The sequence below is a fragment of the Streptomyces sp. NPDC046122 genome, from assembly GCF_056429965.1.
Genome location: NZ_JBWKLQ010000004.1, coordinates 293,941 through 315,180 on the forward strand (window position 1 = coordinate 293,941; position 21,240 = coordinate 315,180).

At 71.8% G+C, this 21,240-nt stretch carries 19 protein-coding genes; 11 read left to right on the forward strand and 8 right to left on the reverse strand.

Annotation, left to right across the window (positions count from 1 at the left end):
* The first annotated feature begins 80 nt into the window (after positions 1-80).
* The gene (locus AC07FK_RS14485) at positions 81-338 is read left to right on the forward strand and encodes a hypothetical protein (protein WP_479105474.1); all 258 of its coding nucleotides are present in this window, start codon (positions 81-83) and stop codon (positions 336-338) included.
* A 148-nt stretch (positions 339-486) separates the two neighbouring features.
* Here the strand turns inward: AC07FK_RS14485 and AC07FK_RS14490 are convergent, their stop codons facing one another.
* A complete protein-coding gene (locus AC07FK_RS14490) occupies positions 487-1,122 on the reverse strand; it encodes a TetR/AcrR family transcriptional regulator (RefSeq protein WP_479105202.1) in 636 nt (211 codons plus the stop codon).
* A 140-nt stretch (positions 1,123-1,262) separates the two neighbouring features.
* Between AC07FK_RS14490 and AC07FK_RS14495 the strand changes: the two genes are divergently transcribed.
* A complete protein-coding gene (locus AC07FK_RS14495; protein ID WP_479105203.1) occupies positions 1,263-1,490 on the forward strand; it encodes a hypothetical protein in 228 nt (75 codons plus the stop codon).
* Here AC07FK_RS14495 and trhA read toward each other — a convergent pair.
* On the reverse strand, positions 1,467-2,177 hold the full coding sequence (trhA, locus tag AC07FK_RS14500) for a PAQR family membrane homeostasis protein TrhA (RefSeq protein WP_479105204.1): 711 nt from the start codon (positions 2,175-2,177) through the stop codon (positions 1,467-1,469). The genes AC07FK_RS14495 and trhA overlap by 24 nt on opposite strands.
* A gap of 222 nt (positions 2,178-2,399) precedes the next feature.
* Between trhA and AC07FK_RS14505 the strand changes: the two genes are divergently transcribed.
* Positions 2,400-4,223 (forward strand): phosphoenolpyruvate carboxykinase (GTP), encoded by a 1,824-nt coding sequence (locus AC07FK_RS14505; protein WP_479105205.1) that lies wholly within the window; start codon positions 2,400-2,402, stop codon positions 4,221-4,223.
* 273 nt (positions 4,224-4,496) lie between these two features.
* On the opposite strand, the gene AC07FK_RS14510 is transcribed toward AC07FK_RS14505, so the two are convergent.
* Positions 4,497-4,883: an SCO4983 family protein gene (locus tag AC07FK_RS14510; RefSeq protein ID WP_453403773.1), complete on the reverse strand. Its 387-nt coding sequence runs from the start codon at positions 4,881-4,883 to the stop codon at positions 4,497-4,499.
* A 100-nt stretch (positions 4,884-4,983) separates the two neighbouring features.
* Positions 4,984-6,195, reverse strand: a complete 1,212-nt coding sequence (locus AC07FK_RS14515) for a pyridoxal phosphate-dependent aminotransferase (RefSeq protein WP_479105206.1) — start codon at positions 6,193-6,195, stop codon at positions 4,984-4,986.
* Positions 6,196-6,488: 293 nt separating this feature from the next.
* Here AC07FK_RS14515 and AC07FK_RS14520 point away from each other — a divergent pair, with 293 nt between their 5' ends.
* Entirely contained in the window at positions 6,489-7,331 is an 843-nt protein-coding gene (locus AC07FK_RS14520) for a S1 family peptidase (protein ID WP_479105207.1), read from the forward strand.
* 228 nt (positions 7,332-7,559) lie between these two features.
* Positions 7,560-9,161 (forward strand): polyprenol phosphomannose-dependent alpha 1,6 mannosyltransferase MptB, encoded by a 1,602-nt coding sequence (gene mptB / locus AC07FK_RS14525; RefSeq protein ID WP_479105208.1) that lies wholly within the window; start codon positions 7,560-7,562, stop codon positions 9,159-9,161.
* 29 nt (positions 9,162-9,190) lie between these two features.
* Here mptB and AC07FK_RS14530 read toward each other — a convergent pair whose 3' ends face one another.
* Together AC07FK_RS14530 and AC07FK_RS14535 are read right to left on the reverse strand one after the other, a co-directional pair.
* Complete coding sequence (locus AC07FK_RS14530) at positions 9,191-10,798, reverse strand: N-acyl-D-amino-acid deacylase family protein (RefSeq protein WP_479105209.1); 1,608 nt, start codon at positions 10,796-10,798, stop codon at positions 9,191-9,193.
* 94 nt (positions 10,799-10,892) lie between these two features.
* Positions 10,893-12,209: an amino acid deaminase gene (locus AC07FK_RS14535; protein ID WP_479105210.1), complete on the reverse strand. Its 1,317-nt coding sequence runs from the start codon at positions 12,207-12,209 to the stop codon at positions 10,893-10,895.
* A gap of 107 nt (positions 12,210-12,316) precedes the next feature.
* Between AC07FK_RS14535 and AC07FK_RS14540 the strand changes: the two genes are divergently transcribed.
* From AC07FK_RS14540 to AC07FK_RS14555, 4 genes are all read left to right on the forward strand, one after another.
* Entirely contained in the window at positions 12,317-13,447 is a 1,131-nt protein-coding gene (locus AC07FK_RS14540) for a sugar kinase (RefSeq protein ID WP_479105211.1), read from the forward strand.
* A complete protein-coding gene (locus tag AC07FK_RS14545) occupies positions 13,444-14,214 on the forward strand; it encodes an IclR family transcriptional regulator (RefSeq protein WP_479105212.1) in 771 nt (256 codons plus the stop codon). The genes AC07FK_RS14540 and AC07FK_RS14545 overlap by 4 nt, the downstream gene beginning before the upstream one ends.
* The gene (locus tag AC07FK_RS14550; RefSeq protein ID WP_479105213.1) at positions 14,211-14,621 is read left to right on the forward strand and encodes a RidA family protein; all 411 of its coding nucleotides are present in this window, start codon (positions 14,211-14,213) and stop codon (positions 14,619-14,621) included. Before AC07FK_RS14545 ends, AC07FK_RS14550 begins: the two co-directional genes overlap by 4 nt.
* Positions 14,622-14,746: 125 nt before the next feature.
* Positions 14,747-16,225: a GntP family permease gene (locus AC07FK_RS14555; RefSeq protein WP_479105214.1), complete on the forward strand. Its 1,479-nt coding sequence runs from the start codon at positions 14,747-14,749 to the stop codon at positions 16,223-16,225.
* A 59-nt stretch (positions 16,226-16,284) separates the two neighbouring features.
* Here AC07FK_RS14555 and AC07FK_RS14560 read toward each other — a convergent pair whose 3' ends face one another.
* The gene (locus AC07FK_RS14560; RefSeq protein ID WP_479105215.1) at positions 16,285-17,571 is read right to left on the reverse strand and encodes a serine hydrolase domain-containing protein; all 1,287 of its coding nucleotides are present in this window, start codon (positions 17,569-17,571) and stop codon (positions 16,285-16,287) included.
* A gap of 201 nt (positions 17,572-17,772) precedes the next feature.
* Between AC07FK_RS14560 and AC07FK_RS14565 the strand changes: the two genes are divergently transcribed.
* Positions 17,773-18,222: a hypothetical protein gene (locus tag AC07FK_RS14565; RefSeq protein WP_479105216.1), complete on the forward strand. Its 450-nt coding sequence runs from the start codon at positions 17,773-17,775 to the stop codon at positions 18,220-18,222.
* 76 nt (positions 18,223-18,298) lie between these two features.
* Here the strand turns inward: AC07FK_RS14565 and AC07FK_RS14570 are convergent, their stop codons facing one another.
* A complete protein-coding gene (locus tag AC07FK_RS14570; protein WP_479105217.1) occupies positions 18,299-19,666 on the reverse strand; it encodes a M14 family metallopeptidase in 1,368 nt (455 codons plus the stop codon).
* A gap of 200 nt (positions 19,667-19,866) precedes the next feature.
* Here AC07FK_RS14570 and AC07FK_RS14575 point away from each other — a divergent pair, with 200 nt between their 5' ends.
* Complete coding sequence (locus AC07FK_RS14575; RefSeq protein ID WP_479105218.1) at positions 19,867-21,180, forward strand: Nramp family divalent metal transporter; 1,314 nt, start codon at positions 19,867-19,869, stop codon at positions 21,178-21,180.
* The last annotated feature ends 60 nt before the right edge of the window (positions 21,181-21,240 follow it).

Consider the following 21,240-nt stretch of genomic DNA (forward strand, 5'->3'; position numbering starts at 1 on the left):
TGCCGCGCGGGGCTGTCCCCTGCCGGCCCTGGGGCTCCGGCCCAGGCCCGCTCGTCAAACGCCGGAGGGGCTGGACATCATTGGATGTTCAGCCCCTCCGGGGCCTGCGGAAGAAGGACGAGCGCGACCAGTCCGCGTCGCTGCTGCTGCCGCCCGCCCAGGACCAGAAGGTCCTGACGGCGGGCGGCGGGAACCCCACCGTGCCGTCGGTCTCGAAGTGGGTGTGGATCGGCCCGCAGGGGCAGGTCGCGGCGGAGCGTGTGCGGAGTTTCGCCGACGAACTGGCGGCGGCGCCCAGGACGCCGGGGCAGGGGACCACGGGAAGCCGCGGGGCGTGAAGATGCCCGAGGGGTACGACGGCTGCGACCGGCACCGTCTGGACCGTGACGGGGACGGGCGGGCCTGCGACAAGGGCGACTTGCGCAGGCGGTGACCCGGCGGCCTGCCGGCGGCCCGGGCTCCGGGTCACCGGCGGGCCGCCGGGCGTCAGAGGCGGAAGCCGTGGTCCAGGGTGTCGAGCGTGCGGTCGACCAGAGCGATCAGGTCGTCCTGCCTGCCGTGCTCGGCCCAGTACACGGTCGTCTCCATCAGGGCCGCGACGAAGCCCATCGAGACGACCCGTACGTCGAGGTCGTCCGCCCGCCGCCCGGTCCGCTCGGCCACGACCGCGCACAGCATGCGGCCGGTCACGGACATGCTCTCCATCATGCGGGCGCGTACGGCGGGCACTTCGGTCAGCAGCTGCGAACGCGTCAGCATCTCCTCGGGCTCGTGGGTCAGGGAGTGACGCAGCGCCTGGGTGACGACGACGCGCAGGGACTCGACGAGCGGCTCGTCGGCGGGGCGGGCGCGCAGGGCCGACTCCATCAGCGGGTCGTACTCGTCGGTGATGACGATGTCTTCCTTGGTCGGGAAGTAACGGAAGACGGTCGAGGGCGAGACCTCCGCGGCCTCGGCGATCTGGTCGACGGTGGTGGCCTCGTACCCCTGCTCGGCGATCAGCCGGTACGTCGCGGTGCGGATCGCGGTCCGCGTCTTCAGCTTCTTGCGCTCGCGCAGGCCCGGGCGGGGCGGTGCGGTGTCGGCGAGGGGGTGCGGGGTGTCGGCGGCCATGACCGCCATTGTCGGGCATCGGCCCCTGCGGCCCGCTGCGTGACCCCGGACCGCTGTCAGTGGGGCATGTCACGATGTGTGTGGGGTAGATGAACGGTCCGTGAAACCGGACAGGCGTGCGGAGATGCGCACGGAAGGGGGCTGTTGTCATGCGGGAAGTCGTCAACGGGTCGGCCGTCGTCGCGGCGGCGCTGTGCGTCGTGGGGTTCCTGGTCGGCGGCGGGGCCGCCGTCCTCGGGGTGGTGCTGGCCGTCGTCGCGCTCGTGGCGTGGCGGGTGGCCGCGGCGTCGAGACCGCGGCCGCCGCGGCCGCCGCGGGCGGCGCGGGTCGGGCGGCAGGACGGGCGGTGGCCGTCAGGTCGAATAGGCGACCATTGAGATGCCCACGTAGTGCGCGACGAACGCCGCCAGGGTCAGCGAGTGGAACACCTCGTGGAACCCGAACCACCGCGGTGACGGGTTGGGGCGCTTGAGGGCGTAGATCACGCCGCCGACGCTGTAGAGCAGCCCGCCGACGATCACCAGCACCAGTACGGCGATGCCGCCCGCGTGCATGAAGTCGGGCAGGAAGAAGACTGCCGCCCAGCCCATCGCGATGTAGCAGGGGGTGTAGAGCCAGCGTGGGGCGCCGACCCAGAAGACCCGGAAGGCGATTCCGGCGACGGCCGCCGCCCAGACCGCCCACAGCAGGGTGCGGCCCGTGGGCTCGGGCAGCAGCAGCACCGTGAGAGGCGTGTAGGTGCCGGCGATGATCAGGAAGATGTTGGCGTGGTCGAGCCTGCGCAGAACGGCCTCGCCCCGCGGCCCCCAGGTACCCCGGTGGTAGACCGCGCTGACGCCGAAGAGCAGACAGGCGGTCAGGATGTAGATGCCGCAGGCCACACGGGCCCGGGTGGAGTCCGCGAGGACGATGAGCGTCACGCCGGCGATCAGCACCGCGGGGAACATGCCCGCGTGCAGCCAGCCGCGCAGCTTCGGTTTGACGGGACTCGGAAGATCGATCTCGACGGGCCCCTGCCCGGGGTCGTCGGGGTTCGTGCGCTGATCGGGCTGGGCGGACGTCATGCGATCAATCCTACCTACGCCACCGTAGGTTACGAGCAGGTAGGGGTGAAATGAGTGGTGATGCTCACGTGAGAGGTCCCCTGGACATATGGGCGGGCGGCAAGGATCATCAGATGAGTGCGGTCGGCACCGGATGAGCGCCAACGAAACAACGTCGTGAAGCATCCGGGTCGCAGCCCCCACGGGGCATACACCTAAAAACACCCTCACTTAGGAGCAACCGTGGCGCGCGAGAACGCGGCTCCCACCACCCTTCCGACGAACCACCAGGAGCTGATCTCCTGGGTCGACGAGATCGCAGCCCTCACCGAGCCGGACCAGATCGTCTGGTGCGACGGCTCGGAGGCCGAGTACGAGCGGCTCGCCGAGGAACTCGTGGCCAAGGGCACGTTCAAGAAGCTGGACCCGGTCAAGCGCCCGAACTCCTACTACGCCGCGTCCGACCCGAGCGACGTCGCCCGCGTCGAGGACCGCACGTTCATCTGTTCCGAGAAGGAAGAGGACGCGGGCCCGACCAACCACTGGAAGGCCCCCGCCGAGATGCGGGAGATCTTCGCCGGAGAGAAGGGCGTCTTCCGCGGCTCGATGCGCGGCCGCACGATGTACGTCGTGCCGTTCTGCATGGGCCCCGTCGGCTCCCCGCTGTCCGCCATCGGAGTCGAGATCACCGACTCGGCGTACGTCGCCGTCTCGATGCGCACGATGACCCGGATGGGCCAGGCCGTCCTCGACGAGCTCGGCACCGACGGCTTCTTCGTCAAGGCCGTCCACACCCTCGGCGCGCCGCTCGCCGAGGGCGAGGCCGACGTGCCGTGGCCGTGCAACTCCACGAAGTACATCTCGCACTTCCCCGAGGACCGCGAGATCTGGTCCTACGGCTCGGGCTACGGCGGCAACGCCCTGCTCGGCAAGAAGTGCTACGCCCTGCGCATCGCGTCCGTCATGGCGCGCGACGAGGGCTGGCTGGCCGAGCACATGCTGATCCTGAAGCTCACGCCGCCCAAGGGCGAGCCGAAGTACGTCGCGGCAGCGTTCCCGTCGGCCTGCGGCAAGACCAACCTCGCCATGCTGGAGCCCACGATCTCCGGCTGGACCGTCGAGACCATCGGCGACGACATCGCCTGGATGCGGTTCGGCGAGGACGGCCAGCTGTACGCGATCAACCCCGAGGCCGGCTTCTTCGGCGTCGCGCCGGGCACCGGTGAGCACACCAACGCCAACGCCATGAAGACGATGTGGGGCAACTCCGTCTTCACGAACGTCGCGCTCACCGACGACGGTGACGTGTGGTGGGAGGGCATGACCGAGGAGGCGCCCGCGCACCTCACGGACTGGAAGGGCAACGACTGGACCCCCGAGTCCGGCACCCCCGCCGCCCACCCCAACGCGCGCTTCACCGTTCCGGCCGGCCAGTGCCCGATCATCGCGCCCGAGTGGGAGGACCCCAAGGGCGTGCCGATCTCGGCGATCCTCTTCGGCGGCCGCCGCGCCACCGCCGTGCCGCTGGTGACCGAGTCCTTCAACTGGCAGCACGGTGTCTTCCTCGGCGCGAACGTCGCCTCCGAGAAGACCGCCGCCGCCGAGGGCAAGGTCGGCGAGCTGCGCCGCGACCCGTTCGCCATGCTGCCGTTCTGCGGCTACAACATGGGCGATTACATGGGTCACTGGGTCAAGGTCGGCGCCGACAAGGACCAGTCCAAGCTGCCGAAGATCTACTACGTCAACTGGTTCCGCAAGAACGACGCGGGCAAGTTCGTGTGGCCGGGCTTCGGCGAGAACAGCCGCGTGCTCAAGTGGATCGTCGAGCGCCTGGAGGGCAAGGCCCAGGGTGTCGAGACGCCCATCGGCATCCTGCCGGCGAAGGGCTCCCTGGACACCGACGGTCTGGACCTGTCCGAGGAGGAGCTGGACTTCCTGCTGACGGTCGACAAGGAGGTCTGGCGCGAGGAGGCCGCCCTGGTCCCCGAGCACCTGAACACCTTCGGCGACCACGCCCCGAAGGAGCTGTGGGACGAGTACCACGCGCTCGTCGAGCGCCTGGGCTGATCCCCCCGCTCCACTGAACTCCGCGGCCGGGCCGTCCTGACATCCGCCCTGACCTGTGGGGTCATCGGCCGACCGCGGCACAACCCCCGAAGCCCCCTCACGGCTTCGGGGGTTGTTCGTTTCGCGCCGGGCGCCGGGCGCCGGGCGCCGCGCGCCGGGTGCAGGGCGGGGGGCGAGGGGGCGGGAGCGGCCGGGCGGTCGGGGGAACGCCTCAGCCGGCTGAATGCAGTGGCACCCGGCCCGTGCGCCGCGAAGGCACGCGGGCCGGGGCCGTCAGTGGGCTCCGACGAGGAGCTCTTCGAGCGCGGCCGCGTGGGCGTCCATGCGCTCGGCGGCCAGGATCGCGACCGCCGTGTCGGCGCGCGAGGCGGCGACGACGAGCGCGCGGCCCGCGAGCTCGTGGGCGCGGCGATGGAGCGCGATCGGGTCCGCGTGGGTGAGACCGGCGTGCCGGGCCGGCGGGGCGCCGCGCAGCCGGGCGACCTGGGTGGCGATGCGGTCGGCCGCCGCGCCGAGACCCAGCTCGTCGGTGACCGCGAGGAGCGCCGCCAGGTGTCCGGCGAGCTGGATGTCCAGCTCCTCCTCGCGGGAGCGGTGCGGGAAGTCGGCCCGGTCGGCGGCCATGCGGTGCACCGACTTGGTACGGATCGGCTCGTACATGTGATGGCCTCCTGACAGGATCAGGACACCAGCCTACATTAGATTGTGTCTAAAGTTGAGCCGGGTCGATCCGGCTGGGGCCCGGGGTGCGCCCGCCCGCCTACGGCTGCCCGTATCCGTCCAGGAACGTCCCGATGCGCGTCACGGCGTCCGCCAGCTCCTCCACCGCCGGGAGCGTCACGATGCGGAAGTGGTCGGGATCGGGCCAGTTGAAGCCCGTACCCTGCACGACCATGATCTTCTCGGCCCGCAGCAGGTCGAGGACCATCTCGCGGTCGTCCTTGATCTTGTAGACCTTGGGGTCGAGGCGCGGGAAGAGGTACAGCGCGCCCTTGGGCTTCACGCAGGTGATGCCCGGGATCTGGGTGAGCAGCTCGTACGCCGTGTTCCGCTGCTCCAGGATCCGGCCGCCCGGCAGCACCAGGTCCTCGATCGACTGCCGGCCGCCGAGCGCGGTGGCCACCGCGTGCTGCGCCGGCATGTTGGCGCACAGGCGCATGTTGGCGAGGATCGTGAGCCCCTCGATGTACGAGGAGGCGTGCGCCTTCGGGCCGCAGACCGCCAGCCAGCCGCTGCGGTAGCCGGCGACGCGGTAGTTCTTCGACAGGCCGTTGAAGGTGAGGGTCAGCAGGTCGGGCGCGATGGCGGCGGTCGGCGTGTGCGTGGCGCCGTCGTACAGGATCCGGTCGTAGATCTCGTCGGAGCACACGATCAGGTTGTGGCGGCGGGCGATCTCGGTCAGTCCGCGCAGCATCTCGTCGTCGTACACCGCACCCGTCGGATTGTTCGGGTTGATGACGACGATGGCCTTGGTGCGGTCCGTGATCTTGCGCTCGATGTCGGCGAGGTCCGGCATCCAGTCGGCCTGCTCGTCGCAGCGGTAGTGCACGGCCGTGCCGCCGGCGAGGGAGACGGACGCGGTCCACAGCGGGTAGTCCGGCGCGGGGACGAGCACCTCGTCGCCGTCGTCGAGCAGCGCCTGCATGGACATCTGGATCAGCTCGGAGACGCCGTTGCCGAGGTAGACGTCCTCGACGTCCAGCTCGATGCCCTTGGTCTGGTAGTGCTGCATGACCGCGCGCCGCGCCGCCAGCAGGCCCTTCGCGTCGCCGTAGCCGTGCGCGCCCGCGAGGTTGCGGAGGATGTCCTCGAGGATCTCGGGCGGGCACTCGAAACCGAACGCCGCCGGGTTGCCGGTGTTGAGCTTGAGGATGCGGTGACCCGCCGCTTCGAGCCGCATCGCCTCCTCGAGCACGGGGCCGCGGATTTCGTAACAGACGTTTGCGAGCTTCGTCGACTGGATCACCTGCATGCTGGCCACCTTACGGGTGCATAACGGGACCCGCTTCGTGTTTTTGGCCACGCGGGTGTACGTCCGCCCCGGAGCGTCCGCCCCGGAGCGACCGCCCGGACCTGCCGGAATCGCAGGTCGGCTGCGGCGGTGACGGGGGCCCGGTGGTGCTCCCCAGTCGCTCCGCGCGCGAGCGGGCGCACGCGTCCTGATCGCGGTCTTGTCCGGCATGTGGAATCCCCTCAACAATGCGCATGACAAAACCGGGGTGCGCGCACCCCGGTCACACAGGTCGTTCAAGAGGGGACCCCCACATGAAGAAGCCTCTCGTCGGCGCGCTCTTCGCCCTGCTGCTCTCCGGAGCGGCAGCGGCGCCGGCGGCCGCGGAGACTCGCAGCCCCCAGCAGGACCGGCCGGCCGTCAAGGCGGTCGACTTCGCCGGAACGGTGGCGCTCAGCAACTGTTCCGGCTCCGTGGTGCGTACGCCCGCCTCGCAGCCGGGCGACCCGGCGCTCGTGCTGTCGAACGGGCACTGCCTGGAGACCGGCTTCCCCGCTCCGGGGCAGGTCGTGGTGGACAAGCCGTCCTCCCGGACCTTCAGCCTGCTGAACTCGGCGGGCAGCAAGGTCGCGACGCTCCGGGCGAGCAAGATCGCGTACGCCACGATGACCGACACCGACGCCTCGCTGTACCAGCTCACCAGCACCTACGCCCAGATACAGAACGCCCACAACATCAAGGCGCTGGAACTGAGCGCCACCCGTCCCGCGCAGGGCACGGCCATCAAGGTCGTCTCCGGCTACTGGAAGCGGATCTACAGCTGTTCCGTCGACGGCTTCGCGTACCGGCTGAAGGAGGGCGCGTGGACCTGGAAGGACTCGGTCCGCTACACCTCGGCGTGCAACACCATCGGCGGCACCTCCGGCTCACCCGTGGTCGACACGGCCACCGGCAAGGTCGTGGCCGTGAACAACACCGGTAACGAGGACGGCGCGCGCTGCACGGACAACAACCCGTGCGAGGTCGACGAGAGCGGCAATGTGACCGTGCGCAAGGGCATCAACTACGGCCAGCAGACGTACGGGTTCGTCGCCTGCATCGGGGCCGGCAGCAAGGTCGACCTGACCCGCCCGGGCTGCACCCTGCCCAAGCCGTAGTCGGGGGCGGGCTGCGCCCCGGGGGAAGCCGTCCCGGGGCGGAGCCCGCCGCGAACGGTCGCGGGGCCGCGCGATCCCGCCCGGCCGCTCCGGCGCGCGCCGCCCGGTGCTCCGTACGGCCGCCGCCCTGCTGGTGCGTACGGCCGTCCCGCGCCTGATCCCGTGCGCCGTCCGGTCGTTCCCCCACGTCCTCCGGCCGTTTCCGCGACTCGGATAGGTTGACCGGTCATGTGGACGCTGAGTGCTGCCGGGTACCGCCGGCTGGGTGCCGCCGGATCGGTCGCGGTGGCCGTGGGCGGCATGGCCGCCGGGAGGCTGCCGGCTCGCGACCCGTGGGGGCTGTGGGTGCCCCACGGCGCCACGACGACCGCTGCCGCCGCCGTCCTGGCGTACCTCGGCCTGACCGTCCTGGTCGTGGCCTGGTGGCGGTACGGGCGGCTCGTCGCCCGGGGCGCCGCGGGCGAGGTGCGCGACGTCCTGGTGACGCTGGCCTGGTGGGCGGCTCCCCTCGTGGCGGCGCCCCCGCTGCACAGCGCCGACGTCTACAGCTACATCGCCCAGGGCGCGATGGTCGTCGAAGGCCATGACGTGTACACGTCTGGTCCCTCGGTCATCGGCCCGGACGAACTGGGCGCCGACGCCGCGGCGAGCAGCGGCGCGCAGTGGAGGGACAGCCCGGCTCCGTACGGACCCGTCTTCCTCGTCCTGGCGAAGTGGGTCGCGCTCGTGACCGACGGCCGGATCGTCCCCGCCGTTCTCGGGATGCGCCTCGTCGCCCTCGCCGCGCTCGCCCTGATCGTCTGGGCGACGCTCCGCATCGCCCGCGCGCGGGGCGCCGACGAGACCGGCGCGCTGTGGCTCGGAGCCCTCAACCCGCTGCTGCTGATCCACGTCGTGGGCGGCATGCACAACGACGGCCTGATGATCGCCCTCATGCTGACGGGCCTGGTGTGCGCGCTGCGCGGCCGCTGGATACTCGGCAGCGCGGTCGTCGCACTGGCGATGATGGTGAAGTCGCCGGCCGCCGTCGCCCTGCTCTTCGTCGGCACCCTTGCCGTACGCCGCACCTCCGGCCCCCTGGCGTGGCGAGCCGTCAAGGCGTTCGCCGTCCCCGGCCTGGTCGCCGGGGCGGTCGCCGTGACCGTCACCCTGCTCAGCGGCACCGGCTTCGGGTGGCTGCACACGCAGAGCGTCGCCGGGACCATCCACACCGCGCTGTCGGCCACGAGCGACATCGGCCTGGGTGTCGGCGAGGGTGCGCACGCGCTGTTCGGCTGGGACCCGCAGCCGGTCAAGCGGGCGTTCCAGACGCTGGGCCTCGCCCTCGCGCTCGCCGTCGTCGGGTACGCCGCCCTGGCGACCTTCCGCCGGGTGCGGCCCTGGCGGGGCGGCCCGCCGCCGCATCCGGTCCACGCGCTGGGCGTGGCGCTGGTCGCTCTGGTGGCCCTCTCGCCGATGGTGCAGCCGTGGTACCTGCTCTGGGGCACGGCCGTCGTCGCGGCCACCGCCTGGAACGGCCGGCTCGGCCGCGTCCTGTCGGTGCTGTCGGCCGCCCTTGTCTACGAGACGCACCCCACGGGCAGCACCCCGGGGTACGGCTTCTACCTCGCGGGCGCCGTGTGCGCACTGGGCGCGGTGCTGCTGCTGCGCGAGAGCGGCCGGTGGCCGTCACCAGCGGCGGGCGGACGGACCGGCGTACCGGCGAGCGGTCCCGTACGGCGCACGTCCCGGGCCGTCGCCCTGCCGTCGATGCGCAGGCACACGGACGCCGCGCCGCGGCCGGACGGCGAGTCGGCCGACGGGCCGAAGCGGTCCGCGCCGGTGCGCTAGCGCCCCGCGCTCGCGGGACATTCCGCCGCTCAGGCCGTACGCCGTACCGACCGCCCCGCGAGGACGTCCGTCCGCTTCCCGTCCTCGATCACGAACCGGCCGTCGATCAGGACGTACGGGATGCCCACCGGCAGGGTGCGCGGGGCCTCGAACGTCGAGCCCGCCGCGACGGTGTCCGGGTCGAACAGCACGAGGTCCGCGCGGTAGCCCTCCTTCACGAGCCCCCGGTCCGGCAGCCGCAGGCGCGCCGCCGGGCGCGAGGTGAGGTGCGCGACGCACTCCTCCAGCGAGAGGACGCCCAGGTCGCGGGCGTAGTGGCCCAGGTAGTGGGGAAAGGTGCCGTAGGCGCGCGGGTGCGGCTTGTCGCCCTGGAGGATGCCGTCGCTGCCGCCGGTGTGGACGCGGTGGCGCATGATCGCGCGGACGTTCTCCTCGTGCCCGACGTGCTGGAGGATCGTCGAGCCGAGGTTGTCGTCGACGAGCAGGCGCCGGGCGGTGACCCACGGTTCCTCGCCCCGCAGGGCGGCGGACTCGGCGATCGTCCTGCCCACCCAGCCCGCCAGGGCGGGGTCGCTCACGCCGGAGATCTCGATCGTGTCCCACTCGATGGGCACGCCGTGGCAGCCGTCGGCGCCCACCACCTCCATGTGGTGACGGATCCGCTCGGCGCTCCCGTCGTCCCGCAGACGGGCGAGTGTCGCCTCGGGACCGCCCTCACTCGCCCAGCTCGGCAGCATGGCGACGAGCGTCGTGCAGCCCGGCGTGTACGGATAGGTGTCGAGCGAGATGTCCGCGCCGCCGTCGAGCGCCGAGTCGAGCAGGGCGAGGAGGTCGGGCGCCCGGCCCTTGTTGACCCCGAAGTTCATGGTGGCGTGGGCGAGGTGCAGCGCGCAGCCGGCGTCGCGGGTGAGGGACACCATCTCCTCGTACGCCGCCAGGGCTCCGGCGCCGTACGAGCGGTGGTGGGGGCAGTAGTAGCCGCCGTACCGCGCCACCACGCGGCACAGCGCGGTGAGTTCGGCGTCGTCCGCGTACATGCCGGGCGTGTAGGTCAGGCCCGACGACATGCCGACGGCGCCCTGCTCCATGCCGTCGGCGACGAGCTGCCGCATGCGGTCCAGCTCGGCGGGGGTCGCCGGGCGGTCGTCCCAGCCGGTCGCGTACATGCGGACCGTGCCCTGCGGGACGAGGTACGCGGCGTTGACGGCGACGCCCCGGTCGAGCCGGTCGAGGTACTCGCCGACGGTCCGCCAGTCGAAGTCGACGCCCGTGTCCCCGGGCCCGCCGCCGTTCCAGCCGGTGATCGTCCTGCGGACCTCCGCCAGAGTGCGGTCGTCGACCGGTGCGTAAGACAGGCCGTCCTGGCCGAGGACTTCGAGCGTCACGCCCTGGGCCGCCTTGGCGCTGTGGTCCGGGTCGCGGAGCAGCGCGAGGTCGCTGTGGGCGTGCATGTCGATGAAGCCGGGGGAGAGGGCGAGGCCGTCCGCGTCCAGCGTGCGCGGCGCGCCGAGCCCGGGGCCACCGTCGCCGCGGCGCCGTATCCCGGCGATGCGGCCCCCGGCCAGGCCGACGTCGGCGCGGTAGGAGGCACCGCCGGTGCCGTCGATGACGCGTACGTCGCGGATGACGAGGTCCATGGCTGATTCGCCTCTCTGAGCGGCTGGGGAACCGGGGTGAACGGGTGGGGGCCGCGGCGCCGCGGCCCCCACGCCCGGCCCGGCGCGCCGCGGGCTAGAAGAACGTGCGGAGGTAGTCCGTCACGGTGCCGTCCGCCTCCACCAGCGGGATCAGCTGCCACTTGTCGAACGACGTGCACGGGTGCGACAGGCCCAGGCCGAGCCAGTCGCCGACCTCCAGGTCGGCGTCCGGCTCCGTACGGACCCAGCCGTGCTGGTCCGAGAGCCCGGTCACCGTGATGCCGTCCGCAGGGCGGATCTCGCCCGTGCCGGCGTCCCGTACCGCCCGGGCCACCGGCAGGTCCAGGTCGTACGCCGCGTCGCGCTTGCCCGCGTTGACGAACGCCTGCTCCGGCGTGGGCCGGGAGACGACCTGCGCCCACAGGCGGAACGCCGGCTGGAGTTCGCCCTCCTCCGTGACCCGGTTGAACGGGGTGAGGCGGTGGTAGTGGCCGTCGTCGTGCGAGACGTAGGCCCCGGACCGGATCAGTTTGAGCACCGGCAGCGACAGCTCGGGGATCTGCGCGAACACCTCCGCGACCGCGTCGAACCACGCGCTGCCGCCCGCGCTGATCACGATCTCCCCGGCGGCGGCGAACCGGCCCGCCCTGTCGAACTCCGCCGCCACGGCGACCAGTTCGCGTACCCAGGCGCGCACCCGGTCGCCGTCCGCCCGGGGCACCTCGCCCTCGTACCCGGCCACCCCCACCAGCCGCAGCGTCGACGTGGCCGCGACCGCGTCCGCGACCGCCGCGCAGTCGGCGGCCGTCCGGGCGCCGGTACGGGCGCCCTCCCCGGCGCCGAGTTCGACGACCACGTCCATCGGGCGGGAGGCGGCGGCCGCCCGCAGCGCCTCGTCCATCAGGTGCACTCCGCGCACGGAGTCGACGTAGCAGACGAAGCGGAAGCCGGGGTCCGCGTCCAGTTCCGCGGCCAGCCAGCGCAGCGCCGCCGCGTCGACGACCTCGTTGGCGAGGAAGACGCGCTGGATGCCGTACGCCCGGTAGACGCGCGCCTGGTGCGGGACGGCGGCGGTGATGCCCCACGCCCCGCGCTCCAGCTGGCGCGCGAAGAGCTGGGGCGACATCGACGTCTTTCCGTGCGGGGCGAACGCGAGGCCGTGGCGCTCGGCGTACGTCTCCAGCAGGGCGAGGTTGTGCTCGACCGACTCGGCGGAGAGGGCGAGGACGGGAGTGGTGAAGCCGCCCGTGAAGAGGTTGCGCCGCTCGGCGGCGAGCGCGCCGACGGTCAGGCCGTCGGCGTCCGGCGGCAGTCCCTTGAAGCGGTGGTCCACGCGCTCGCCGGCGAGCGCCGCGAGGGCCGCTCGGTTCGCATGGCCGGTGTCTCGTCCGGCCGGGTTGTCGACGGCCATGACGGCCTCCTCACGTAGGTTGCAGCATGTGCAACGACCATTGCGCATATCGTTGAACGCTGTCTAACATCCGAGCCGATGCAGGGTCAACGGTGAGGAGCTCGATCGTGACCGCGCCCGCGGACGAAGCAGCAGAGCGAGAGGCGGACGCCGCGACGGTGGATGTGATCTGCCTCGGCGAGTCCATGGTGACGTTCCTGCCCTCCCGGCCCGGCCGCCTCGCCGACGTACCCTCCTTCGGGCGAGGCATCGGGGGCGCCGAGTCCAACGTCGCCTGCGCCCTGGCCGCCGCTGGACACCGCACGCGGTGGGTGGGCCGGGTCGGCGCGGACGGCTTCGGCGACCACCTCGTCGACACCATCGCCGCGTACGGAGTCGACACCTCCGCCGTCCGGCGCGACCCCCACCGCCCCACCGGCGTCTACTTCCGCACGGCGGACGACCGCGACGCCGACGGCTTCGAGGTCGTCTACTACCGCGCCGGGTCCGCCGCCTCCGCGATGTCCCCGCTCACCGTGCCGCCCGGTGACCTGGCCGGGGGCCGCGTACTGCACCTGTCCGGGATCACGGCGGCGCTCTCCGCCGACTGCCTGGCGCTGATGCGCACGCTGACCGCCCGCCGCGCCGGCCGCCCGCTGGTCTCCTTCGACGTGAACCATCGCGCGCACCTGTGGCACGGGGCGGACGGCCCCCGGGTGCTGCTCGACCTCGCGCGCGGCGCGGACCTCGTCTTCGTCGGCGAGGACGAGGCCGAGACGGCCTGGGACGTGCGGGGCGCGTCCGCGATCCGCGCGACGCTCCCGCAACCGGAGACCCTGGTGGTCAAGCGGGGCGCGGCGGGCGCCACGGTCTACACCCGCGCCGCCACCGGCCGGGACACCGTCACCACCGTCCCCGCCCTGCGCGTCGACGTCGTCGCCCCCGTCGGCGCGGGGGACGCCTTCGCCGCCGGTTTCCTCTCCGCGACCCTGCGCGGTCTGCCCGTACGCGACCGGCTGCGGCACGGTCACCTCATGGCCGCCGCGGCGCTCACCGTCCCCGGCGACCTCGGCACGCCCCCGTCCCGCGCGGACGCCGACCGCCTCGCCGCCCTGGACCCCGACGACTGGGGGAGACTTCGTCTCGGCCCCGGCTGGACCGCCGAGGTCGACGGATCCCGGGCGGCCGCAGAGCCGCCCGCGACCGAAGCGCCCGGCGCGCCCCGGGCCGCCGACGACCAGGAGGAACGTACGCCATGAGCCAGACCGTCGACCGAGCGCTGAGCATTCTGCCGCTGCTCGCGCAGGGACCGGCCGACCTCGGACAGGTCGCCGACCGCCTCGGCGTGCACAAGTCCACCGCTCTGCGCCTCCTGCGCACCCTCCACGAGCACGGCCTCGTCTACCGCCAGCAGGACCAGCGCTACCGCCTCGGCGCCCGCCTCTTCGCCCTCGCGCAGGAGGCCGTCGAGAACCTCGACGTGCGCGAGATCGCCCACCCCCACCTCACCGCCCTCAACAACGAGTGCGGGCACACCGTCCACCTCGCCGTGTACGAGGAGACCGAGGTCGAGGTCCTCTACATCGACAAGGTCGAGAGCCGCTACCCCGTCCGCATGTACTCGCGCATCGGCAAACCCGTCGCGATCACCGTCGCCGCCGTCGCGAAACTGCTGCTCGCCGACCTCCCCGAGGCCGAGCGCCGCGCCATCGCGGAGAAGCTCGACTACCCCGCGTACACCTCCCGTTCGACGCCGAACGCCGCCGCCTTCCTCAAGGAGCTGGCGCTCGTACGCGAACAGGGATGGGCCACCGACCTCGGCGGCCACGAGGAGTCCATCAACTGCGTCGCGGCCCCCGTCCGCGGCGCCGACGGCCGGGTCGTCGCCGCCATGTCGGTGTCCGCGCCGAACGTCGTCGTCACCGCCGAGGAACTCCTCACCCTCCTGCCGCTGGTGCGCCGCACCGCCGACGCCATCAGCAGCGAGTACTCAGGAAACACACCCCCGAAGGAAGCACGCGCATGAGCGAGAAGACCGCGATCACCCCGCCCACCCACACCGTCCCGCCGGCCAGGTTCTCCCACGGCGTCCGCAAGGGCAACATCCTCCAGGTCGCCGGTCAGGTCGGCTTCCTGCCTGCCGTCGAGGGCCGGGCGCCCACCCCGGCGGGCCCGACCCTGCGCGAGCAGACCCTCCAGACCTTCGCCAACGTCAAGGCGATCCTGGAGGAGGGCGGCGCGAGCTGGGACGACGTGATGATGATGCGCGTCTACCTCACCGACACCGCTCACTTCGCCGAGATGAACGAGATCTACAACGCGTACTTCGAGGAGCAGGGCCTCAAGGAGGCCCCCGCCGCCCGTACGACCGTCTACGTCGGACTCCCGGCCGGACTCCTCATCGAGATCGACGCGCTCGCCGTCCTGAGCTGACGCGCCCCGCACCTCCCCCTCTTCTCCCCGTAGCCGTACGCCGTCACGGCACGGCGCCCACCGCCCGGGCGCCGTGCCGCGATCCCCCCTGCCCGAAAGCCCCATGGAATTACGAGGTCCTCCTCATGCCCCTGCTCGCTGCCGCCCCCGTTCCCGCGGAGACCCCACCCCACACCGGCGGTCTCCTCACCCTCATCGACGGCACCGCCGGTCTGCTGACCGTCGCCGCCCTCGGCATCGCCCTGCTCCTCTTCCTGATCATCAAGGTCAGGCTCCAGCCGTTCGTCGCGCTGCTGGCCGTCTCCATCGCGGTCGGTCTCGGTGCGGGCCTCTCGGTCACCGAACTCTTCGGCACGGTCCAGAAGTCGGCCGTCGTCTCCGTCATCGAATCCGGCATGGGCGGCATCCTCGGCCACGTCGCGATCATCATCGGCCTCGGCACGATGCTCGGGGCGATACTCGAAGTCAGCGGCGGGGCCGAGGTGTTGTCCAGCCGCCTCCTGGGCCTCTTCGGCGAGAAGCGCGCCCCGCTCGCCATGGGCCTCACCGGCCTCATCTTCGGCATCCCGGTCTTCTTCGACGTCGGCATCTTCGTCCTCGCCCCGATCGTGTACGCCGCCGCCAAGCGCTCCGGCAAGTCGATCGTGCTGTACGCGATGCCGCTGCTGGCCGGTCTCTCCATGACCCACGCGTTCCTGCCCCCGCACCCCGGCCCGGTCGCCGCCGCCGGCCTCTTCCACGTGTCGCTCGGCTGGGTCATCCTCATGGGCGTCGTCTGCGGCGTCCCCGCCGTGCTCGCGGCCTGGGCGTACGCCGCCTGGATCGGCAAGCGCGTCTTCGTCGAGGTCCCGCACGACATGGTCGAGGCCGCCGAGGACGCCAGGGCCGCCGTCGTCGCCGAACAGACCGCCGCGGGCCGCACCCCGCAGGAGCAGCCCGTCTCGCTGGCCACGGTCCTCACCATCATCGGCACGCCGCTGGTCCTGATCCTCGCCGCGACGTTCTCCTCGATCGCACTGGAACCCTCCCTTCTCCGCTCGGTCGTCGAGTTCTTCGGCAACCCCTTCGTCGCCCTGACGATCGCGCTGCTGATGGCGTACTACCTGCTCGGCATCCGGCGCGGGTGGTCGCGCAAGTCCCTGGAGCAGGTGTCGACCTCGTCCCTCAAGCCCGTGGGCAACATCCTGCTGGTCGTGGGCGCGGGCGGCGTCTTCGGCGCCGTGCTCAAGGCGAGCGGTGTCGCCCAGGCCCTGTCCGACACCTTCAACGACGTCGGCCTGCCCGTCGTCGTCCTCGCGTATCTGATCTCCCTCGTGCTGCGCGTCGCGCAGGGCTCGGCGACGGTCGCGATCGTCACCACGGCCGGCATCGTCCTCCCGCTCGTCGAGGGCGGCGGCCACTCGCAGGCGTTCCTGGCCCTGGTCATCATGGCCATCTCGGCCGGCTCGATCTTCGCCTCGCACGTCAACGACGGCGGATTCTGGATCGTCGCCAAGTACTTCGGCATCTCCGAGCGGGACACCCTGAAGTCCTGGACGGTGCTGGAGTCGGTCCTGTCCGTCGCGGGCTTCGCGGTCGCGGCGCTCCTGAGCCTGGCGCTCTGACGACGCCGCGCCCTGCCCCCTCGACCGTCGAGGGGGCAGGGCGCGGCGCGGTCCGGACGTCAGCCCTTGGCCACCGTGCCCGCACGGGGGAAGAGCTTGGCGATGACGAGCTTGGTCAGCTCGTCGGCCGGCGCGCTGCCGTCGGGCGACTGGTTCAGGTTGACGAGCACCACGATGGTCGCGCGGCGCTCGGGGTCGTGGCCCACGAAGCTGTTGTAGCCGGGGATCTGCCCGTCGTGGCCGAGGAAGCCGTCGACGTTCGCGATGCCCAGTCCGTAGTCGGGGCTGCCGGGCACGTCGGACGTGGGGACGAAGTGCAGCCGCTCCCGCTGCACCTCGGGGCTCAGCAGAGCCCCGGTGGCCAGTGCCGGCGCCCATCGCCGCAGGTCGTCCACGGTGGACGCGGCGGCGCCCGCCGCGTACGCCCACGAGGCGTTGACGTGCGTGACGTCCAGCGGGTTGCCGGCCGACCAGTTCGCCCACGCGGCCTTCTTCCCGGTCAGCACCGGCGCGGTCAGGCTCGCGACGTTGCCGATGAACTGGTAGCCCCGCGCGTACGGACCGGGAATCTGCGAGCCGTTGGCGAACGCGGTCCGGTGCATGCCGACCGGGCCGAAGACCCGCTCCTGGAACAGCCGGCCGATCGGCCGGCCGGTGAGCTGCTCGGCGATGAGCCCGAGCAGCACGTAGTTCGTGTTGGAGTAGTGCCAGCCCTTGCCCGGCTTGAAGTACGGGCGGTGGCCGAACGCCACATCCAGCAGCTCCCGGGGAGTCCACTCCGCTTCCGGCTGCCGGTCGAGCCGCTGGTTGAAGCCCAGGTCCTCGGAGTAGTTGTAGAGCCCGCTGGTCATCTGGAGCAGGTGGCGGACGGTGATGTTCTTCCCGTTAGGGACGTCCGGGCGGTAGGCCGCCACCGGATCGTCGAGCGACAGTCTGCCTTCGTCGACGAGCTGGAGGATCACCGTCGCCGTGAAGGTCTTGGTGATGCTGCCGACACGCATATGGTCGGCGGTACTGGTGGGCCTTGCGGTAGCGAGGTCGCCGGTCCCGATCGTCGTGGTCCAGGTCCCCCACTCGGGCGTACTGACGGAGACGACCGCCCCGGGGATGCGCAGCCGCTGCGTCAGCGCGACCAGGTCAGGTGTCAGCCGCTCCGGGGACCTGACCTCCCGTACGGCCCGTACGTCACCCGCGTCGGCGGGCGCGCCCAGTGCGGGGGTGGCGGCGGACAGCGGCAGCAGCGCGGCCACCAGCAGCGCCGCCCAGGACCGGGTACGTACGCGCGGGGTCCGAGGCGGGCGCCGGAGCGCGTCGGCCGGGGATCGGTCGGAAACGTTCTGCGCCATGGGTCGTACGTGCATGCGTAGCGTCCAGTTCGCCGCGGGGAGTGGTCGCGCCCGGTGTAGCACGCGGCCGAGCGCGCCGAACGGGCTTGCGCCGGAGGTGGGCGTGTTCGCGGACCGCGGCGGGCGAGGCGGCGCGTCCGCGCGGCACGAGACCCCCGGGGGCCCCGGATCCGGCCCTTCCCGGGCGTCCATACTGGGGGCATGGACGAACAGACCGGACAGCAGGGCGGCGCGGTGCCGGAGGCGTACGCACCGCCTCCCCAAGGCTTCGGCCCGCCGCCCCCGGCCTACGCCCCGGTCACGCAGCCGCCGTACGCGCCTTCGCCGGGCGCGCCCGCACCCGTACCCGTACCGGCGCCCGTGCCCGGCCCCGACTTCCTGGCGGCGGACCGCCGCAACGCCGTCGTGGTCGACTCCGAAGGCGTGTCACTCGAACGCGACGGCGCCACCCTCGACTTCCCCTGGCGCGACATCGCGACCGTCCACTACAAGGCCGGCCCCGGGGGCGGCGTCCTGATGGTGGCCGTCGTGCTGCCCGACGGCCGGTTCTACGAGGGCGTGGTGGCCGCCCGCAACCAGGCGAAGCTCCAGGAGTGGTTCGCCCAGCTCGCCCCGGTGCTGGGCTTCTACCTGGCGGGCCGGGGCCACTAGGCGCTGAGCACCCGCACGACCCCACGAGAAGCGGGGCCCCGGGCGGCAGCCCCGGGCCCCGCTCAGCGGCAGCCGCTCAGCCGCAGTACTGCTGCTCCTTGCCGATCGACCGGTACATGCAGTCCGAGTTCTCCAGCAACTGCAGCACCGCGTCCCGGTTGCGGCTGGTCTCGCGCTCGATCACCTCGTCGGGCGGGTAGAACCCGCCCCCGCCGAAGCCGCTCGGGTACATCTCGAAGGTGTACCCGAAGATCCGCTGGTTGCCCCACAGCCAGTCGTCGATCGACCCGTCGGTGATGTAGAGGTCGCTCGACTGCTCCGGCGTGTAACCGTTGCTCGCGGCCATCTTCTGGCCGACGGCTGCGAAGGCGTTGCGGTCGTCCTGGGTCATGCCGGGCGCCGTGTCCGCGTTCGTGTAGCCGAACGGCCAGAGCACCAGCTCGCTGTACGTGTGGAAGTCGATGCCGGTCCTGATCTGCTGCTTGCCGCCGACGATCCGCGAACGGACGAAGTCGGCGACGACCTTCACCTCGGGAGCGGATTCGGCCGCGCGGCCCCGGTACGTCTCCGAGCTGAACGACCCCGAGGAACCGCCGCAGCAGCCCCACTTGTAGTTCCAGTTGCGGTTCATGTCCGTACCGACGTACGAGGAACCGCTGTTGGGCTGCCGGTTCTTGCGCCAGCTGCGGTACGAGCCGGACGCGATGTCGTACTCGCCGCCGTCCGGGTTGAGGTCGGGGATGATCCAGATCTCACGGCCGTTGACGGCGTTGGTGATCCGGGAGTCCGAGCCGTAGCCCGCGCCCAGCTCGCGCAGCAGGTAGAGCGCCATCTCGACAGTCAGGTGCTCGCGGGCGTGCTGGTGGTGGGTGAAGAGGACCTCGGGCTCGTTCTCGTCGGTCGCCACGTTGTCGCTGATCTTGATGGCGATGAGATCGCGGCCCTGGTACGACTTGCCGATCACGCGCTTGCTCATGAGGTTCGGGTACTGCTGGAGGCGCTGGTTGATCTCCGCGTTCATCTCGGCGTAGTTGTGGTAGCGCGAGTCGGCGGGAGGGAAGTCGAACGGTTCGGCGGCCAGCCCGTTCAGGCGGGCCGGCGGCCCCGGCAGCGCCTTCGGCGCGTAACCGAGCGCCTTGAGCCGCCTCAGCTGCGCGGCGTTGGCGCTGACGACGACCGAGTGGTCGTCGGATTCGTCCACCGACACGCCGGTGGCCGCGACGGCGGTGCGGTCGGCGGCGGTGGCCGGACCGTGGATCTCGTACTGCCGGATCACTTCTTCGGCTGCGGCGGCGGGGGCGGGTCGCGCCCCCGTCGGGGACGCGCTCGCGGTGAGCGGCGCCGCCACGGCGAGCGCCACCAGGGCCGCAAGGCCCGCGAGTGTGGCGGACTTGGCCGAGGCGCCGGACGCGGCGGACCCTCTTCCGCGTATGCGAAGTCGCATGCTGTCTCCTGGGTGGGGAGTGTGGGGGTGTGCGACGCATGTCGTGCGGGGGTGCTGGGCACATGGTGGGCGCATGGCATGCACGGGTCAAGAGCGGGGTTCGGCCACCGGTGCGTCCTGCCGTCCTCTTGCGCGATCACCCCCGACCCCGCTTTGGTGACGTGGATCACTACTTGGGGACGAGCGGGAGGACGCCTGAGATGGCAGAGACGACAGAGAGCGGCAGCGGCACGGGGAAGGCCGTCTCCCCGCCGCGCAAGTCCAGTTGGAAGTACATCGGCCCCGGCATCGTCGTCGCCGCGACCGGCGTCGGAGCCGGCGACCTCGTCGCCACCCTGATCGCGGGCAGCAAGTTCGGCTACACGCTGATGTGGGCCGCCGTCATCGGCTGCCTCGTCAAGATCTCGCTGGCCGAAGCGGCCGGCCGCTGGCACCTCGCCACCGGCCGCACCCTCTTCGAGGGCTGGCGCAGCCTCGGCCAGTGGACCACCGTCTACTTCGCGATCTACGTCGTCATCTGGGGCTTCGTCTACGGCGCGACCGCCATGTCGTCCTCCGCCCTCCCCATCGTGGCGCTCTTCCCCGACGGCCCCGGCCTCAAGACATGGGCGATCGTCACGGGCCTGGTGGGCCTGGCCTTCGTCTGGTTCAACCAGTACGCCGTCTTCGAGAAGGTCATGACGGTCCTGGTCGGCGTGATGTTCGTGGTCGTCGTGTACGTAGCGGTCCGCGTCGGCCCGGACATCGGCGCGTCCTTCGCCGGCCTCGCCCCGGTCCTCCCCGACGGCTCGCTCCTCTACACCCTCGGCCTGATCGGCGGCGTCGGCGGCACGATCACCATGGCGGCGTACGGCTACTGGGTGAACGCCAAGGGCTGGACCGACTCCGGGTGGATGAAGGTGATGCGCCTCGACAACCGCGTCGCTTACATCACCACCGGCATCTTCGTCGTCGCGATGCTGATCGTCGGCGCGGAACTGCTGCACTCCTCCCAGCTCGCCCTCACCAAGGGCGACCGCGGCCTGATCGACCTCGGCAAGATCCTTGAGGACCGCTACGGCGCCGTCACGGCCAAGCTGTTCCTCGTCGGCTTCTTCGCCACGTCCTTCTCGTCCCTCATCGGCGTGTGGCACGGCGTGAGCCTGATGTTCGCCGACTTCGTCGAGCGCCTCCAGCGCGACCGCAAGGGCGCCCCCGTCGACGCGGGCACGGTGGAGGAGGTCGCGGCCGGCGTCAAGGAGCGCTCCCTCCCCTTCCGGGCGTACGCCCTGTGGCTGACCTTCCCGCCCATGGCGCTGCTGTGGCTGGACCAGCCGTTCGGCCTGGTCGTGGTGTACGGCGTGCTCGGCGCGTTCTTCATGCCGTTCCTGGCCCTGACCCTGGTGTGGCTCCTGAACTCCGACCGCACCCCGGCCGAATGGCGCAACGGTCTGCTGAGCAACGGAATGCTGATCACGGCGGGCCTGCTGTTCATCGTGCTGTGCGTGCAGCAGGTACGGGAGCTGCCCTGGTAGGGGCTGCGACCGACGGACCGACTCGCACGCGACCGCAGGCGCATCCGCGTGCGCGTGCGC